The organism is uncultured Mucilaginibacter sp., assembly GCF_903913935.1.
Classification (GTDB): Bacteria; Bacteroidota; Bacteroidia; order Sphingobacteriales; family Sphingobacteriaceae; genus Mucilaginibacter.
Genome location: NZ_CAIWNH010000375.1, coordinates 1 through 18422 on the forward strand (window position 1 = coordinate 1; position 18422 = coordinate 18422).

Consider the following 18422-nt stretch of genomic DNA (forward strand, 5'->3'; position numbering starts at 1 on the left):
ATTTTTATACTCCATTTTGGGTTTACTTAATGTGTAAACCTATTTCAGGACTAGACAAACTGCAGTAGCAGGAATTTGCAATGTTTATTAACGCCTGATCCCCTGAATTTTTCGCCATACCAGGTATAACCCAGTTGTACGGTTTGATAAACAGGCAGGATATCATAAAAACGGGTACTACCAGCGTATTCACCGGTTTTTTTGTCAAATACAATAAAAGGATATTCAGTGCCTTTAGCTCTGTTCTTAATAGCGTCGGTTAGGTAGGCGCGTATGCCGTCTTCGCCACGTGCGCTCAGGTATGAGTATTTCCAGGTATCTGGTTCATTAATGGCAAAAGGCAATAAAAATTCAAAGTCCGTTTCTTTCAATGGCCTTAACAAAACACGGTCATTTTCCAGGATATATTCAACTTTCGGGTTAAAATTTAGGGTCATATTGGTATAAAATGTCGGTTGGTAAATAAATCAGATCGGCATCCGGTAAACTAGAAATCCGGATTTTTCGGCCAACTTATCATAAAGCTGCATTGCTGTTTGGTTGCTTTCGTGTGTTTGCCAATAAACTCTGAATGCGCCGGCAAGTTTAGCCTGCGCGTAAACTGCGTTGATGAGCGTGCGGGCAACGCCTTTACCACGGGCGTTCTCTACCGTAAATAAATCCTGTAAATAACAAATTGGCCCAATGGATACTGTTGTACGGTGATATAGATAATGTGTGATGCCCAGCAACTTGCCATCACTTTCGGCCACCAGCGCATGTACGGGTTCATAGGCGTCGAAAAATCTTGTCCAGGTCATTTGGGTGATCTCCGGTGCTAGCTCCGTAGGACCCGAGCGCCCGTAAAAGCCATTGTAACCATCCCAAAGAGGCAGCCATTGTTCAAAATCCCTTGGTTCAACGGGGCGGACGATGGGGTTGAGCGACATCTTATTTTGTTTAGTTTAAATTTTACTGTGTCAAAAAATCAAATTTGAACAATTTTGCGTCAAATTCTTTCATCAAAGCTTCACCGATTTTTATGGTACCAGCCACCATTTCATCCAGGTGTACCCTTCTTGTGCGGTGATTGGTAATAGCGGCGCGGATAACATAGTTGCCATTAAGCAGGGTATATGACGGAGCTGCAATACCCGCTTCATGCATCCGCATTAATAATTCTTTGTTCAAAATATTTAATTGCTCAACATCCAGGCTACCGGGGTTAAAACGGAAGCAAACCACATTCATGGTGACGTCTGCCATTAACTCTAAATCTGTATGTTGTTTTACCTGTTCGCCAAGGTAAAACGCCTGGTTAATGTTTTGGGTGATCATTTCGCTGTATTTGTCCAGGCCGTGTTCTTTTAACGACATCCACACTTTCAGCGCCTTAAATCCGCGTGAAAGTTCCATGCCGTAATTGGAAATGGTTTCCGGACCGCCGGCCAGGCCCCGTTCATGGGCAGTGAGGTAATTTACCGCGGTAGCGAAGGCTGCCCGGTGTGCGGTTGCATTTTTAAAAAGTACGCAACCTACTTCATACTGCATGTACATCCATTTGTGCAGGTCGAAGGCCACGCTGTCGGCCTGTTCCAGGGCTTTTAGTTGCTGCTGATAGGCCGGAGAGAGTTTTGCCAAAGCGCCGAAAGCGCCATCGATATGGAACCATGTTTTTTCTTCGCGGGCTATTTGCATTAATTCGTCCAGCGGGTCGATAGCGCCGGTATTTACAGTGCCTGCGTTCCCGATGATGCAAAAAGGGATAAAGCCGTTGGCTTTATCTTCGCGGATCTTACTTCTAAGTGCTTTCACATCAATTTGAAACCGGCTATCAACCGGGATTTTTCTCAATTGATCGCTGCCGATGCCAATCACCTCTGCGGCTTTGCCCAGGCAATTGTGTGTTTCGCTGCTGCAGTAAGCCGTTAGCTTGCCGTTTGCCGCGTAAACACCTGCGTTTTTGGCATTGGCGATCATGGTGTTCCGTGCTACGATCATAGCCGTGATATTGGCGATGGACCCGCCGCTCACTAAAATTCCGCTGCCATCTGTGGGGTAATTCATTAATTCCTTACACCAGTTAACCACTTGTTTGTCAACATAGAGGGCGCTTTGGTCGCCTATGGTGGCATTGCTATTCATCACCCCGGCAAGCAGGTCAGCTAAGGCACCCATAGGCGTACCGGTACCCTGCACCCATGCAAAGAATTTAGGGTGGATATTGCCGGCAGGGTAGGGCAGGATATTTTGTTTAAATTCTTCGTAAATAGTAAATATATCCGTCCCGGTTTGGGGCAGCGGTTTCTTAAATTCTTCTTTTACATGCTGCGGGATCGGCGTCCAGGCGGGGCGATCGCCTATGTTTTTCAGGTAGTCCACCATATCATCAATAATCTGGTAGCCCAGGGTTTTGATGTCGTTCCAGTCTGCCGGGTCTAATCCAATTTCCGGTTTTGTAATTATTTCTTCCATGATCATTTAAACTTATACAAAAATGAAATATAATTTAGTAATAAAACAGATTCAGATTTATTATTTTTGCGCATAACAGATGGGGGAGTCCGAAAGTCGGGAAAGTCCGGAAGTCCGAAAGAAAAAGTGTCTATTTTTTCCTGACTCTTGGCTCTTTTCCTCTTGGTTCTCATGACAAATGTCATCAGAAAAGCGTTCACCCAAAACCCGTTTATTGCTATTTAAAATATGATAGATCATTCAGCCAAAAAACTAGTTCACGATGCAGACTTTTTGTATATGCAGATCGCTGATCGATTAGGCAGCCAGATAAGGCAGTTGCTGTTAAAAACGGGCGAGAAGTTGCCCTCGGTTCGTGCTTTGAGCCAGGAACAGGGGATCAGCCTGAGCACCGCCTATAAAGCCTATGTTCAATTGGAAATGAACGGGCTGATTGAAGCGAGGCCGAAGTCGGGTTATTACGTAAGATATACACCGGCGCGGTCCTTTGATCAGCATAAGGCGGAGAAACAGCCGGAAACCAAAAAGCGGAGCCTCGACCAGATGATCGCGATGGTTTACCGGCATTTTACCGGCGATAGTATCGTGAAATTGTCGAGGGCATCGCCGGGCTTATCGTTATTGCCCCAGGCGAAATTAAACAAATCAATGATGGAAGCGATCAGGCTAAGCCCGAGCGGTTGCATCAATTATGAAGAGATCCAGGGAAACGAAAACCTGCGGAAACATATTGCCCGCCATGCTTTTAGCTGGGGTGGGAATATATTGCCGGAGGATGTGGTTACCACGCAGGGCTGTATGGAGGCCCTGGTGTTTTGCCTGCGAGCGATAACAAAACCCGGTGATGTGGTTGCGATTGAAAGCCCGGCCTATTTTGGGATCTTTACGATTGTGCAAAGCCTGGGGTTGAAAATACTGGAAATTCCTTCTGATCCGAATGATGGGCTCGACCTCGATTTTTTAAGAAAGGCGATTGCTGAACATCAGATAAAAGCCTGCCTGTTTGTGCCAACCTTTAGCAATCCATTAGGCTATTGCATGACTAACGACAAGAAAAAGGAACTGGTCGAACTATTGGCCAAAAATGAAGTCCCACTGATTGAGGATGATATTTATGGTGAAATGTATTTTGGAAAAACCCGGCCGCGCACCTGCAAAAGTTATGATCAACATGGCCTGGTATTGCTTTGTTCATCGGTATCAAAAACATTGGCGCCAGGTTACCGGGTAGGCTGGTGTATACCGGGTAAATTTAAAGCAGAGGTGATCAAACTGAAATTAATGCAAACGCTTTCATCGGCCACGCCGACGCAGGCCGCCATCGGCAATTTTTTTGAAACCGGGCGGTACGACCTGCACATGCGGAACCTGCGTAAAAAGCTTCATTCGCAGTGCTTGCGTTATACGCAGGCTATTGCAGAATATTTTCCGGAGGATATTAAGATCAGCAGGCCGCAGGGCGGTTATGTTTTATGGATTGAGCTAAATAAAAAAGTTGATGCCTTTGAGTTGTATGAGCGGGCCTTGAATTATAATATCAGCATTTCGCCGGGGCAGATCTTCAGTACCGATAGCCGTTTTACCAATTTTATACGGATAAGCTTTGGAATTCCCTATGATGAAGCAATCGAAAAAAGCCTTAAAACACTGGGGGAATTGATCCATAGATTTTAAAAATATACCCTAAATTTTAACAGGAGTTTGATATGAACGCTCCGTTCGCCTCACCCCAGCCCTCTCTAAAGGAGATGGAGCCTGTAGCGAGGCTATAACGCCGGAAATTGACCATTTTGCATCGAAGTCCTCTCCTTTGGAGAGGATTTAGGTGAGGCAAAATGGAATGATAGAGTTAGGAAATTATATCGAAATCTCGTTAATTGTCAAACAAACCAACAATTTCCCTCAATTTTCGTTAAATAGCGTACTATGATCTATTCTTCATTAACACAACGCTTAAAAGATCAGCATAAAACAATTGCATCGCTTATAATTCATTTAAATAACCGGCAGCTAAACCAGCATTTTAGAAAAGGGAAATGGACCATTCATGAAAACATTGCCCACCTGGCAAAATATCAACCTGTTTTTCTTGACCGGATCCGTAAAATTCTTACTATGGAAGAACCGGAGTTTGAGGCTTACCGCGCTGAGGATGATGACGGTTTTGAAATATATTGCGCATTTACGACTTACGAATTGTTAAAGAAAATCACGGCTGACAGGGAAGTGATCTACCAGTTGATCAACCACACCCCACCTGATAAACTTGAACGTATAGGGATCCACGCTAAATATGGAAAGTTAACCATTATAGAGTGGACGGAGTTTTTCCTGCTCCACGAGGCACATCACCTGCTTACTATTTTTCAATTAGCGCATACGGGGTGATCACAGATTTTTAATGATTATTTTGATGACACTGATTTTTTGAAATAGAAATTATCGTCTGTGAAATCAGTGAAATCAAAAAACATTGATCGAAAATATTCTCTTTCTTCAATCGTCCGCTGTGATTATTTTGATTGCGCTGATTTTATGAAATTGTAATTATCGTCTGCTAAATCAGTGAAATCAAAAAATCTGTGATCAAAAATATTCTCCTCGTTGAATCGTCTCCCTTTTTAACACAGCAGCTATTTTGTTAACGGGATTTTTTGCTTTTTCTGATGCAGAAAAAAATATTCCGGGTTATCCTATAAATCCACTGCATCTGCTGTTATTTTTACGGGCGATTATTGTTTGATCAACAAAAACCTATGGAGAAACCTGATATCAAACCCAAACAGCCGGGTATTTTTAGCCTTTTAAAACCATACAGGGGCTTGCTTTCGCTGCTAATTGCGTTTGCGCTGTTTAGTAACAGTATAAGTTTGTGGCTGCCAAAGATCATCCAGCATGGTATCGATGATTATGTGCAAAGCTTTATCAGGCATACAAAATTCAATGTTAATCCAACCCTTGTTACGTTTACAGGGGCGGTTGTGCTTATTTTTATATTTGGGTACTTACAAACCATCGTGCAAACCTACACTTCTGAACGGGTGGCACGCGATTTACGGAGCCGGCTTTCAGATAAAATTTCGAGGCAAAGCAATGCTTTTATTGATAGGGTAAACCCATCAACACTGCTCACAAACCTTACTTCTGATGTTGATTCAATCAAGATGTTTGTTTCCCAGGCATTGGTGAATATCATCTCTTCGGTTTTTACCCTTATTGGGGGAAGTATTTTATTACTGACGATCAACTGGAAACTGGGTCTTTGCGTCATCGCCATTATCCCCATCATTGGCGGGACATTTGCCTATGTATTAAAAAGGGTAAGGGCGCTGTTCCGCAAGAGCCGCGAAGTGATCGACTGGCTGAATAAAGTCATCAACGAAAGTATCCTGGGTTCAGCGCTCATCCGGGTCATCAATTCGCAGCAACTGGAGTTTGATAAATTTTTGAAAGCAAATACGCAGGCGAGAGATATTGGTTTGGGTATTTTAAGGCTTTTTGCCGGACTGATCCCTATCATTACGTTTACCGCTAATATTGCTACCCTAACTATACTGGCCGTTGGCGGGCACTTTATCATCAATAATACCATGAGTTTGGGCGATTTTGCCGCTTTTAACAGTTACTTGTCGCAACTCATCTTTCCCATTTTTGTGATCGGTTTTATGAGCAACATCATCGCGCAGGCAACGGCATCCTTCACACGCATCAACCAGGTATTAGAGGCAACGGATACTTCGGAAACGGGCACCCTGGTTGAAACACTTAAAGGCAGGATCGAGCTAAAAGAAGTGTCGGTAATTTATGGACAAAAACCTGCATTAAAGACTGTATCGTTTATTGTTAAGCCTGGTGAAAAAATCGCCGTTATTGGCCCTACGGCCGCGGGCAAATCTCAATTGCTCTATTTGCTGACCGGGCTCATCAAGCCAACGTCAGGGGAAATATTGTTCGACAGGCGGAATATTGATGATTATGACAGCGAATCGTTTCACAGCCAGGTTGGTTTTGTTTTCCAGGATAGCATTATTTTTAACATGAGCATCAGGGAAAATATAGCCTTTAGCGATACCGTGACTGATGAGTCATTACAAAAGGCAATTGATACGGCGGAGCTTGGCGATTTTATTAACTCATTGCCTGCTAAACTCAGTACAGTTGTTTCTGAGCGCGGCTCGAGCCTCTCAGGTGGTCAGAAGCAACGCATTATGCTGGCGCGTGCGCTGGCTATTCAACCCCGGGTTTTATTGCTGGATGATTTCACCGCCCGCGTAGATACCAGTACGGAGAACAAGATATTGGGGAATGTGCAAAAAAATTACCCGGGTTTAACGCTGATCTCTGTGACGCAAAAGATCGCCTCGGTAGAACATTATGACAGGATCATTTTATTAATGCAGGGCGAGATTGTGGCAACCGGCAAACACGAGGAGTTAATGCAGACCAGCCCCGAATATGTGCAGATCTTTAATTCGCAACAAAGCACCAGCAACTATGAAGTATAATTTAAACGAGCTGCAGGCAGACGCGCCCAAATCGTCTACGTGGTCGTCATTGGGGAAGTTGTTGCAATTGATCTCGCACGAGCGCAAAAACTTATGGATGGCGCTGACAGCGATATTAGTAAATTCAGGATTGAATCTTTACGCATGGTACCTTATTGGCAAAACAATCGATAAATACATCTTTACAGCGCACAAAGATTACCACGGTGTGCTGGTAAATTGCGGTATTTTACTTGCCATGTATGCGGTCGCGTTTTTCTCGAGTTATTTTCAAACCATCATGATGGGCGGCGTAGGGCAAAGGATGCTTTTTACCCTGCGGAATGCTATATTTAATAAACTGCAAATACTCCCGGTTGGTTTTTTCAACCAGAATAAGGCCGGCGACCTGATCTCGCGCATTAATAATGACACCGATAAGCTGAACCAGTTTTTTTCACAATCACTGATGCAGTTTATTGGTAGCATTGCTACGATGCTTGGTGCCGGTATATTTTTATTGTCGGTAAAATTGACGTTGGGCGCAGCAACTTTGGTTCCGGGCGTAGTGATATTGGTCTTTACGGTGCTTACATCACCCTGGGTAAAACGGAAAAATGCTAAAAACCTGACAAGTTTTGGCGGTTTAAGTGCCGAAATACAGGAGAGCCTCAACAATTTTAAAGTAATCATCGCCTTTAACCGTCGCGATTATTTTCGCAGGCGCTTTGCCGAAGCTAATAACGACAATTATCAAACCGCTATAGGCGCTGGTATCGCCAACAATAGCTTTGTTCCTGTTTATAGCCTGTTTTCAAGCATAGCGCAACTGATCGTGTTTGCTTATGGGATATATCTCATATCGATAAGGGAATTTACGGCAGGGGCACTGATTACCTATTTTTCATACGCTAACCAGTTTTACAACCCGTTGCGGCAACTGGCAGCACTTTGGACAAGTTTTCAAACTGCCATGGCAGCCTGGGACAGGATCTCTCATATCCTGGCGCTTGAAACGGATCTGGTTACCGTAAAAGCCGGCGTAACTGAACCGTCATCATCGCTTTTGGAATTCAGGAATGTGCATTTTAGTTATGATGAAAGTAAGGAGATATTGCACAACATCAACTTTAAACTGGAAAGAGGTAAAACCTATGCCCTGGTTGGCCCTACGGGTGGTGGCAAAACTACTACGGCCTCGCTAATAGCGCGCTTGTATGATGCCACAAAGGGGACGGTATTGTTAGATGGAAAAGACATTCGTAGCTATCAACCTTTGGAACGAACCAAAAAGATTGGCTTTATTTTGCAGGAACCTTTTTTGTTTACCGGCACGGTTAGGGAAAATATCCTTTATGGAAACGAACTTTATGTAAACCATACCAACGAACAACTGGAGCAGGTAATCCTGGATGCCAACCTCGGTAGTTTATTAGCCATATTTGAGCAGGGGCTGGATACAAAGGTACTTTCGAATAGCGATAGTATTAGCCTTGGGCAAAAACAACTGATTGCCTTTATGCGGGCTGTTTTGCGTAATCCGGAATTACTCATTTTGGATGAGGCGACGGCGAATATTGACACCATTACAGAAAAATTACTGAGCGATATTTTAAATAACCTGCCCGCAACCACTACACGGGTAATTATTGCACACCGGCTGAACACTATTGAGAACGCTGATGAAATATACTTCGTTAACTCGGGCGAAGTGATCCTCGCCGGCTCGTTTGACCATGCAATGGAGATGCTGCTGCATGGGAAACGAGTGAGTTAATTGCGTTGAATAAGTTTTAATTTTCAACTCGATCAACCACTCACTTAGTCAACTTTATCAACCAAATTCATTTTTTTTTTTTACACTTGTAAATTACTACAAACCTATTATGCAGAGATATACAGGTCAAAAAAGAATATTAGTTGCTACAGATTGTATCATATTCGGTTTTGACGGATGGAACTTAAAATTATTGCTGGTTCACCGCAACATTGAGCCCGAAAAAGACAAATGGAGCCTGATGGGCGGCTTTATCCAGCCTTCAGAGAGCCCTGAGGATGCCGCTAACCGTATATTGGAATTGCGCACCGGACTGAAAAATGTTTACATGGAGCAATTCCAGGTATTTGGCAAGCCCGACCGTGACCCTGTTGAACGTACTTTATCAATCGCTTATTTTGCGCTGATCGATATTCATCAATATGAAGAGCAGATCAATGATGAGTATCACGCTGAGTGGTTCCTGCTGAGTGAAATGCCTGAACTGATATTCGACCATAACGAAATGGTTAAGCTGGCCCAACGTCAGTTGCGTTATAAAGCCGCCTTGCACCCTATATTGTTCCAGCTGCTGCCAGAGAAATTTACCATTCCGCAACTTCAGGCCCTTTATGAAGGGGTATATAACACCACTTTTGACGACCGGAACTTCAGCCGTAAGCTGTTATCTACCGGTTTACTTATCAAATTGCCGGAGAAGGATAAATTCTCATCAAAAAAAGGCGCGTTTTATTATAAGCTGGATCAATCACATTATGCTGAGAACTTTACAAGGTTTTTAAACCTGGTGCCAAACCCGGATAAGTTTTTTTAACAGTAATCCTTTGCGGATTTGAAGCTTTTTTTTGGAAACCTTCTGAATATAAGTTTATTGCTTTTTAAAGTAAGGCCTGCGCGAAAATGCTTTTAAAATAGTAGTAAAAAAGCGCCTCTTGCGTATTTTCGCGCCCAATGGCTCCATGTTGTTTAACCGTGCTTATTATTGAAGATTAACTGGCTGACGTCTTTTTATTTTATATATTAGAGGCTTTTTCGGCAGGTCTGCACATTGAGGCATACAGGTCGTTTTGAACTACATGAGGTACGCTAACGAATGAAAAGACCCCTGCTTTTTTTAAATATATTCCTGTTTTTTTTCTGCCCAAATGCAATGGCGCAAACCGACCAATCAGTTACCGCCGGTAATTTAACGGGTGCAATCAGTTTTCCTACTGGTGGTTGTGTTTACAACTGGGTAAATGATAATCCAGCCATTGGCTTACCCGCCAGCGGGACGGGGGATATCAGTTCATTTACTGCTGTGAATAATGGGAACACGGCGGTTAAGGCGAATATTACAGCGTCGCCGGTGGCTTCAGGTTACGTGTATACACCAGAAGGATACGGCGATAACATCTCAGTGATCGATGTAAGCACAAATATGCCAATAGCTTCTATTCCTGTTGGGAGCGGGGCAGAGGCCGTATCTTTAAGCCCCGATGGTAATTGGCTATACGCAGCAAATCCAGGGTCAAATGTTATTTATGTCATCAATACAACCACGAGACAGAATATTGCGACTATCCCGGTTGGGATACATCCTATGGGTGTAGTAGTAAGTCCTGACGGTAGCCGTTTATATGTATCAAATGCCAATTCAAATTCAATTTCAGTTATTAATACTCTAACTGACAAAGTGATTTCTGTAATAACAGGAGTTTCCAGTCCTTGGGGTATATCAATTAACAACAGTGGGACTATTTTATATGCGAGTAGTTGGATCGACAATACCGTTTCAATCGTCAATATCTCAACCGGGACTGTAACGAGAATTTTAGTTGGTCAGGAACCTATCGGCATTGTAGTTAACTATGCGGGAAGCTACGCATATACAGCAAATTATGCTTCCAATGATGTGTCAGTTTTAAATACCGCAACAAATGCTGTTTTTTCTATCCCTGTCGAATCCAATCCTGTTGGAATTGCTATTACGCCGGATGGCAAGTTCCTATACGTGTCGAATTCAGTTTCAAACACTGTTTCCGTAATCAACACTTCAACAAATAAGGTAATATCCAATATTCCTGTGGGGTCTGCTCCGGAAGGAATATCAGTAAGCCCCGATGGTTTAAAGGTATATGTGGTAAATTCTAGCTTAAACACTGTTACTGAGATTAATACAAAAACTAACCTCGCCGAGGCCACAATTAATCTGCCTGGTGGATATAATCAATATTCTCTTGGTAATTTTGTTTCAGGGTGCAAGTCTGTTGAGTTTTCCATCACTGTAAACCCTGCCGCCTCCGCACCCCCAACCATCACCACCGGCCCAGTAGCCGGAACCATCGCCGCATGCGTAGGCACAGCGTCGGCAAACCCCAATATTCAGCAGTTTAGCATTTCGGGAAGTAATTTAACCAATGATATCAATTTAACAGCCCCTAATAATTTTGAGATCTCATTAATTCCGGCAAATAGCTTTGGGACAAATTTAACGTTGGCTCAAAAGGGAGGCTCAGTAAATAATACCGTTATTTATGTGCGTTCAGCTGCGGCGGCTCAGGCTCCGGCAGTTTCTGGCAATGTTTCTATTACATCTACTGGGGCACAACCTGCTAAAATTCCCGTAACCGGCGTGGTTAATGCGTTACCCACTGTGAATACGCTTCCCCCTCTAAAAGCTAACAATGGTCAGTTAGTTGGCACCATAAATTTTACCGGTACCGGCAATACTTTTAATTGGGTTAACGATACACCCGCGATAGGATTAGCAGCCAGCGGGACAGGGGATATACCCTCATTTAAAGCGGTGAATACAGGAAGCAGCCCGGTTAAGGCTACCATTACAGCAACCCCAATATCTGCGGGGTTTGCTTATGTTCCCGATTATGGGTCTAACGATGTCTCGGTAATTAACACAACAACCAACACCGTCATCAAGAAGATCCCTGTCGGAAATGCACCATGGGGCGTATCGGTAAGCCCAAATGGTAATTTTGTTTATGTTACCAATCAAACCTCAAATTCAGTTTCGGTAATTGACGCTTCAACCAATTCTTTACTGACATCGATTCCGGTAGGAGTGAGCCCTGAGGGAATTGGAGTAAGTGCCGATGGAAACCGGGTATATGTGGCAAATATGCAAGACGGAACGGTCTCAGTGATCGATGCTGCCACAAATAAAGTAATTTTAAAAATAACGGTAGGGTCAAATCCACAGGGCATAGCAGTCAGTCCGGATGGTAAATTTGTGTATGTAACGAGCGCTGGTTTAAACAATATTTCGGTAATAAACACGGCAACAAATATTGTTGCTGCTACCATCGGCGTTGGCACTGCTCCAATAGCGGTAGCCGTTAGCCCCGATAACAGTAGGGTATATGTCGCAAATTTTAACTCAGGCAATGTTTCGGTGATTGACGCCGCGGCAAATAAATTATTAACAACTATTACGGTAGGGGCGCAACCTGATGCAATTACTGTAAGCCCTGATGGTAAGTTGGTTTACGTTACAAATGGAAATTCAAGTTCTGTATCGGTTATTAGTACATTAACAAATGCGGTGATATCGGTAATACCTACTTCTTCGACCCCTGGAGGCGTATCGGTGAGCCAGGATGGGACATTGTTGTATATAGGCAATTTCGACAAAGCATCTATATCCGTTTTTGATATCAGCGCTAATTCTGTAATAGCTACAATTCCTGTGGGACAGTTTCCGGGTTTACGCGGTAATATTTTAAAAAACGGTACAGGTTGTATAGGATCGCCCGTCAAATTTACCATCACCGTGAATCCCGCTCCTGCAGCAGTTGCTACCATCGCACAACCAATCACAACAGGAAAAATTGTAGCCTGTTTAGGTGTTGTTTCTGTTAGTCCATACATCCAGCAGTTTGCGGTTAGCGGGACAAATTTAACCGGGGATATCACGGCCACGGTAGTCGGCACCCAATTTGAGATTTCCCTGAATCCTAACAGCGGGTATGGCGCCAGCTTAACGATCCCGCAGACAGGTGGAGCAGTGGCCGGCGTGGTTGTTTATGCCAGGGCCGCCGCGAGAACCAGTGCAGGGAATTTAACGGGAGGGGTGACACTTACGTCACCAGGGGCAGGTACGGTAAATGCCGGACTTTCGGCTGTTGTAAACGGTCTGCCTTACATGGGCGGGGTGTCTCCGCAGGTTTTTACGGGCGGACAATTAACTTCTGCCATTAATTTCATTGCCAATGGAAACAATATTAGCTGGACGAATAGCAACCCCGGAATAGGCCTGCCTGCAACCGGAACTGGCAATATTTTGCCTTTTATGGCCGTTAATGCAGGCAATACCCCAATAACGACAACAATTATTGCGACGCCGGTAAGTGTAGCGGGCGGTTGTACCGGTACGCCTGTTTCATTTATTATTACGGTAAATCCTGCAGCCGGCGCTTCGCCATCCATCGCACCAGCTATCGCAACCGGTAATAATATAGCCTGTTTGGGCGCAGCATCCATGAGCCCCAATATACAGCAGTTTACAGTTAACGCAACCAACCTGACGGGCGGAATCACCGCTGCAGTATCTTCTGCGGGATTTGAAATTTCACTGAATGCAAGCAGTGGATATACCAATAGTCTTACTATCCCCCAAACGGGCGGAACTGTTAATAGTGTTATCGTTTATATAAGATTGGCCGTCACCACTACTGCGGGGAATTTTACAGGCGGTGTGATGTTAACCTCCCCCGGGGCTGCTCCAGTAAATGTGGGTAGCATCTCCGGAGTTGTAAACGTACCGCCGGTAATGGATGGTAATGTGCCTTCGCCGACCTATATAAACGGGCAGCAAACAAACGCTATTAATTTTAGTGCGAATGGAAGCACCGTTAATTGGGTAAATGATGCGCCGGGAATTGGGTTGCCCTCGAGTGGCACCGGCGACATTTCCGCGTTTACTGCAGTAAATACGGGTACAGTAGCTGTTATCGCCCACGTTATTGCTACACCAACAAGCCCCGGCACGGGCTGTACAGGTACCCCGGTTCCGTTTACAATAACTGTAAACCCAACTGTTCCGCCAAATATCGTGGTAATTGGCCCATTGTCTCCGTTAAATACTATTTACGGCACGGCTTCCACCTCTGCAGTTTTTACCGTATTAGGCTCTGGCTTAACCTCCGGTATTTTGGTAATACCTCCTCCGGGCTTCGAAGTAAGTTCAAACGATGTTACTTTTGGCACTTCAGTTGCGATAAGTTCAGTTGGTACGCAGGTTTATATCCGCTTGGCTGCCACCACTCATGTGGGTAGTAATTATGCCGGTCCGATTGTATTAAAGAGCCCCGGAGCTTCGGACGCCAGTATTGACATGCCGGTAAGTACGGTTACTCCTGCACCATTAAACATTACGGCTGATAATAAACGTAAAACCTTCGGGACGGCGAACCCGGTGTTAACAGCAACTTACACCGGTTTTGTTAATGGAGATACCCCGGCTGATTTGACCAGCCCCGTTGTTTTAAATACGATAGCTGATATTTCATCTCCTATTGGGCAATATCCTATTACATTGAGCGGCTATGCATCAAACGATTATAACATAACTCCTGTTCTGGGCGTGCTTAGTGTTATCGGGGCCATTGTTATACCTAATACTTTTACGCCTAACGGCGATGGTATCAACGATACATGGAACATTAAATACCTGGATACTTACAGCACCTGTACCGTACAAATATTTAACCGGTATGGAGAAAGTGTTTATTCATCAATTGGTTACGGAACGCCATGGGACGGCACCTTCAAAGGGGCGAAATTACCTACAGGAACTTATTATTATGTAATCAACCTGAAAAATGATAGTAAGCTTTTGTCAGGATTTATTGCTATCATAAAATAAATATATGAACGAGGCGCACCATACTTTTTTAACGTATTGGCGGCGATCAAAATTGCTTGTAATTTTGTTGAAACGCTGCGGCGGAGGCCTAAGTGTAATAAGCCTGTTTAATTATTATTTAAATAATGCGGTTCCTGTGAACAGAGGCTTCATTTGCTGTTCCTATGACTCTGTGCAAACGCGTTTACTTAACCCGCAATATTGTGATACCTGATACGTTTACCCCTAATGCCGGTAGTATGAATGGGGCCTGTAATATCAAATATCTTAATTCTTACTTAAATTGTACAGTTGATGTGTACAACAGATACGGAGAAAATGTATATTCGTCAATTGGTTATCGCGAGCGATGGAATCGGATATATAAAGACGACCAATTACCAACTGTTACTTATTACTATATTATCAACCTTAAAAATGGTCATAATACTTTATCAGGTTTTGTAGCAAATATCAGATAAAATTAGATGAAACGAATTTTACTTATACTATTAGGGGTTTTTGCTTACATAAACTTAGCATCAGCACAACAAAAGCCGCAGTACACACAATATGTTTTTAATAACTTATTGTTAAATCCAGCGGTAACAGGTATTGAAAATTACACCGATGTAAAAGCCGGTTACCGTAGCCAATGGACTGGTTTGCAGGGTGCTCCTGTAACCAGTTATTTAACTATTGATTTTCCTTTGGGAAATGACTTTTTGCAGGGTGATGCTACCGCTTTCCCTGCTGAAGGGGGCGTTAACCCTTCGAGCAGGTTGTACACGCAAAATTATATGGCTGCCGAACCTCACCATGGGTTGGGGTTCAATATAGTCTCTGACGTTGCCGGACCGATCAATACCACTAATATTGACATAGATTACGCTTATCACCTGGGCTTAACTGACCGTTTAAATTTGGCAGTGGGCGTTTCCGCGGGTTTTAATCATATCAGCTTAAATACTTCCCAGATCACACTGGAAAATCCGAATGATCCTGCAATTACCAACGGGAATAACAGCCAATGGAAGCCAGACCTGAATACGGGTATTTGGTTGTATTCGTCCAATTATTACTTTGGCGCGTCTGTGCAGCAAATACTTCCCCAAAATCTTTATTTTAGTTCAACCCATTCAGCAAACGCAAGTAAAACTGTTCCGCAATATTTTTTGACCGGAGGGGTTAAATTTTTCCTGACAGATGATGTAACGATTTTGCCTTCGTTTTTGATAAAAGAGATCAACCCGGTGCCATTAACCTATGATATTAATGCCAAGATATCTTTCCAGGATAAGTTTTGGCTCGGAGGATCATACCGCCACGGAGACTCTTTCGGGGTATTGGCAGGCTTAAATATCAGCTCCTTTATCAATGTTGGATATTCCTATGATATCACTACCTCCGCCCTGAATACGGTAAGCAACGGAACCCACGAAATAGTGATCAGTTTACTTTTGAACAACAGGTATAAGGTAACCTGCCCGCAGCATACTTTTTAGGCCCCCAAGCCCCCTAAAGGGGGTGGGAGGAAATAAATCCGAAATCGAAAATCCGAATTCCGAAATTCTTGCTAAAGCTCCCTTCTCAACCTAGCAACCGGGATATTCATTTGCTCGCGGTATTTGGCAACTGTACGGCGGGCGATATTATAGCCTGCGTCTTTTAGTATTTCAGTTAACTTTTCATCAGCAAGTGGATGCTGTTTGTCTTCCTTGCCAATATGCTCTTCAAGGATCTTTTTAACTTCCTTATTTGAGACCTCTTCACCGCTTTCGGTTTGAATGGCTTCGGAGAAAAATGATTTTAGCAGAAAGGTGCCGAACTCGGTTTGTACATATTTTGAGTTGGCCACACGCGATACGGTTGAAATATCCATATTGATCCTGTCAGCAATGTCTTTAAGGATCATTGGCCTTAAATTCTTATCATCACCAGTTAAAAAGTAATCATACTGGTATTGCATTATGGCATTCATCGTTTTTAACAGCGTTTGCTGGCGTTGTTTGATGGCATCGATAAACCATTTGGCCGAGTCGAGTTTTTGTTTGACGAACTGAACTGCTTCTTTTAACTTTTTATCCCGTTGCGAAGCTTTATCGTAATGTTCAAACATTTCCTGGTACGACCTGCTGATCCTCAACTCAGGTGCGTTTTTTGAGTTTAAAGTAAGGATCAGGAAGCCATTGTTATTGCTGATATGAAAATCAGGAATAACCTGCATTTGTTTGGTGTTGATCTCATTTGAATCTCCCGGCTTGGGATTCAGTTTTAAGATCTCGTTTACAACAGCCCTCAATTCGACTGATGACATGTTTAACGATTTTTCGAGTTTGTCGTAATGTTTGCGCGTAAACTCATCCAGGTAATGCTCAACAACCACCATGGCTTTTTTAACTACCGGGTCGTTCTGGTCCTTTTTGCGTAACTGAATTAAAAGACACTCCTGCAAGCTACGTGCCCCAACACCAGCAGGATCAAACCCCTGTATAACGCGGAGCATATCTTCCACTTCATCATCTTCAGCAAAAATATTTTGTGAAAAAGCAAGATCATCTGTTAATGATGTGATTGGCCTGCGCAAATACCCGTCATCATCCAGACTGCCTATTATTTGCCTGCCTATTCTGAAATCTTTATCTGATAGGGGCAACAGGTCGAGCTGCTGCTGTAGGCTCTCAAAAAATGAGCTTTGTACAGCAATTGGGATCTCTTTATGATCATCATCGTCATCGCCGTTTTGGTCATAACGCGAACCGTATTCGTTTACATTATCTTCCTGCAGGTAGTCTTCAATATTAAACTCATCTGCTTCACCCTTTTCTTCATCCCCGGTATAATTGTCGTCTTCAGGGTCGCGGTCTGGATATTGCTCTTCAGGCTCATTTAAATTAGTAAGGCTCAAATCTTCAAGCGCGGGGTTTTCTTCCAGCTCCTCCTTTATTCTGGTATCTAATGAAACCGTGGGCACCTGCAGCAATTTTATAAATTGTATTTGCTGCGGTGATAGTTTTTGTAATAGTTTTTGTTGAAGGTTTTGTTTTAACATAATCAGATGCTCGCAAAAATACATCAATTACCCTTAACTAAAAAATTTGTTAGGATAACTCGAATCCGGTTAAATATTTATAAATAATATTTTTTTTGATTGTTGTACTATTTGGTATATTACGCGAAAGAATATTTTAAGTTATGGCATTTGTTAAGGAATTTAAAGAATTTGCAATGCGGGGCAATGTAGTTGACCTTGCAGTTGGTGTGGTAATTGGTGCAGCATTCGGCGGCATTGTTACTTCGTTGGTAAAAGACATTATTATGCCCCCGATCGGGTATATTACTGGCGGTGTTGATTTTTCAGATAAAAAGATCATTCTGAAGGATGCAGACCCGGTACACAAGGTGCTTGAGAACGCCATTCACTACGGTAGTTTTATTAATGCCGTAATCCAATTCCTGATCATCGCTTTTTCTATTTTCATGGTGGTGAAAGCGATCAATTCGTTAAAAAAGACAGAACCAGAGCCAGAACCGGCACCTGTAGCCGAACCGGAACCAACCAAAGAGGAGTTGCTGCTTACACAGATCCGGGATTTACTGGCAAAAGGACAGAAATAATTATTGTCCGCTGGCAACCGGGATAGGTTTTTCCCTCGAAATGCTTTTTTGCTGAAGATCATTTGAATCTTCTATTTCGTGACCTTTTTGCGCCACTGTAATAACGTAAGGCCACCAATTTTTGGTGGCCTTAGTAATGTCCTTATCAAGGTAATACCTGTCCTGTCCCTTTAACTGAATATAATCGAAACCGGGGTAATGTTCGCCTTGCGAATACGGGTCGTATATTTCAATGTAAAAGTTACTG

General features: G+C 43.3%; 14 protein-coding genes. 9 read left to right on the top strand and 5 right to left on the bottom strand.

From position 1 onward, the window contains the following. Positions 1 to 50 precede the first annotated feature (50 nt). From QZY09_RS15065 to QZY09_RS15075, 3 genes are read right to left on the bottom strand one after another with little or no spacing between them, the layout of a single operon-like run. On the bottom strand, positions 51 to 437 hold the full coding sequence (locus QZY09_RS15065; protein WP_295673683.1) for a GNAT family N-acetyltransferase: 387 nt from the start codon (positions 435 to 437) through the stop codon (positions 51 to 53). A gap of 30 nt (positions 438 to 467) precedes the next feature. After that, entirely contained in the window at positions 468 to 929 is a 462-nt protein-coding gene (locus QZY09_RS15070; RefSeq protein ID WP_295673685.1) for a GNAT family N-acetyltransferase, read from the bottom strand. 22 nt (positions 930 to 951) lie between these two features. Continuing rightward, positions 952 to 2454: an aminotransferase class V-fold PLP-dependent enzyme gene (locus QZY09_RS15075; protein WP_295673686.1), complete on the bottom strand. Its 1503-nt coding sequence runs from the start codon at positions 2452 to 2454 to the stop codon at positions 952 to 954. 228 nt (positions 2455 to 2682) lie between these two features. On the opposite strand from QZY09_RS15075, the gene QZY09_RS15080 reads away from it, so the two are divergent. From QZY09_RS15080 to QZY09_RS15110, 8 genes are all read left to right on the top strand, one after another. Beyond that, positions 2683 to 4128: a PLP-dependent aminotransferase family protein gene (locus QZY09_RS15080; protein ID WP_295673688.1), complete on the top strand. Its 1446-nt coding sequence runs from the start codon at positions 2683 to 2685 to the stop codon at positions 4126 to 4128. A 252-nt stretch (positions 4129 to 4380) separates the two neighbouring features. Continuing rightward, the gene (locus QZY09_RS15085; RefSeq protein WP_295673690.1) at positions 4381 to 4842 is read left to right on the top strand and encodes a DinB family protein; all 462 of its coding nucleotides are present in this window, start codon (positions 4381 to 4383) and stop codon (positions 4840 to 4842) included. A gap of 368 nt (positions 4843 to 5210) precedes the next feature. Next, a complete protein-coding gene (locus tag QZY09_RS15090; protein ID WP_295673692.1) occupies positions 5211 to 6959 on the top strand; it encodes an ABC transporter ATP-binding protein in 1749 nt (582 codons plus the stop codon). After that, positions 6949 to 8715 carry an ABC transporter ATP-binding protein gene (locus tag QZY09_RS15095; RefSeq protein ID WP_295673694.1) on the top strand — a complete coding sequence of 589 codons (1767 nt, stop codon included), beginning with the start codon at positions 6949 to 6951 and terminating at the stop codon, positions 8713 to 8715. The genes QZY09_RS15090 and QZY09_RS15095 overlap by 11 nt, the downstream gene beginning before the upstream one ends. A 109-nt stretch (positions 8716 to 8824) precedes the next feature. Beyond that, a complete protein-coding gene (locus tag QZY09_RS15100) occupies positions 8825 to 9529 on the top strand; it encodes an NUDIX domain-containing protein (protein ID WP_295673697.1) in 705 nt (234 codons plus the stop codon). Between the two features lie 279 nt (positions 9530 to 9808). Then, positions 9809 to 14578, top strand: coding sequence for a beta-propeller fold lactonase family protein (locus QZY09_RS15105; RefSeq protein WP_295673699.1), 4770 nt, complete (start codon positions 9809 to 9811; stop codon positions 14576 to 14578). Positions 14579 to 14742: 164 nt separating this feature from the next. After that, positions 14743 to 15039 (top strand): gliding motility-associated C-terminal domain-containing protein, encoded by a 297-nt coding sequence (locus QZY09_RS24775; protein ID WP_367119227.1) that lies wholly within the window; start codon positions 14743 to 14745, stop codon positions 15037 to 15039. Between the two features lie 6 nt (positions 15040 to 15045). Continuing rightward, complete coding sequence (locus QZY09_RS15110) at positions 15046 to 16062, top strand: type IX secretion system membrane protein PorP/SprF (protein WP_295673701.1); 1017 nt, start codon at positions 15046 to 15048, stop codon at positions 16060 to 16062. Positions 16063 to 16133: 71 nt separating this feature from the next. Here QZY09_RS15110 and rpoN read toward each other — a convergent pair whose 3' ends face one another. Then, positions 16134 to 17609, bottom strand: a complete 1476-nt coding sequence (rpoN, locus tag QZY09_RS15115; RefSeq protein WP_295673704.1) for an RNA polymerase factor sigma-54 — start codon at positions 17607 to 17609, stop codon at positions 16134 to 16136. A 143-nt stretch (positions 17610 to 17752) separates the two neighbouring features. On the opposite strand from rpoN, the gene mscL reads away from it, so the two are divergent. Next, entirely contained in the window at positions 17753 to 18175 is a 423-nt protein-coding gene (gene mscL, locus QZY09_RS15120) for a large-conductance mechanosensitive channel protein MscL (protein ID WP_295673706.1), read from the top strand. Here the strand turns inward: mscL and QZY09_RS15125 are convergent. Continuing rightward, positions 18176 to 18422, bottom strand: a 247-nt coding sequence (locus QZY09_RS15125) for a hypothetical protein (protein WP_295673708.1), incomplete at its 5' end; no start/stop codon positions are given.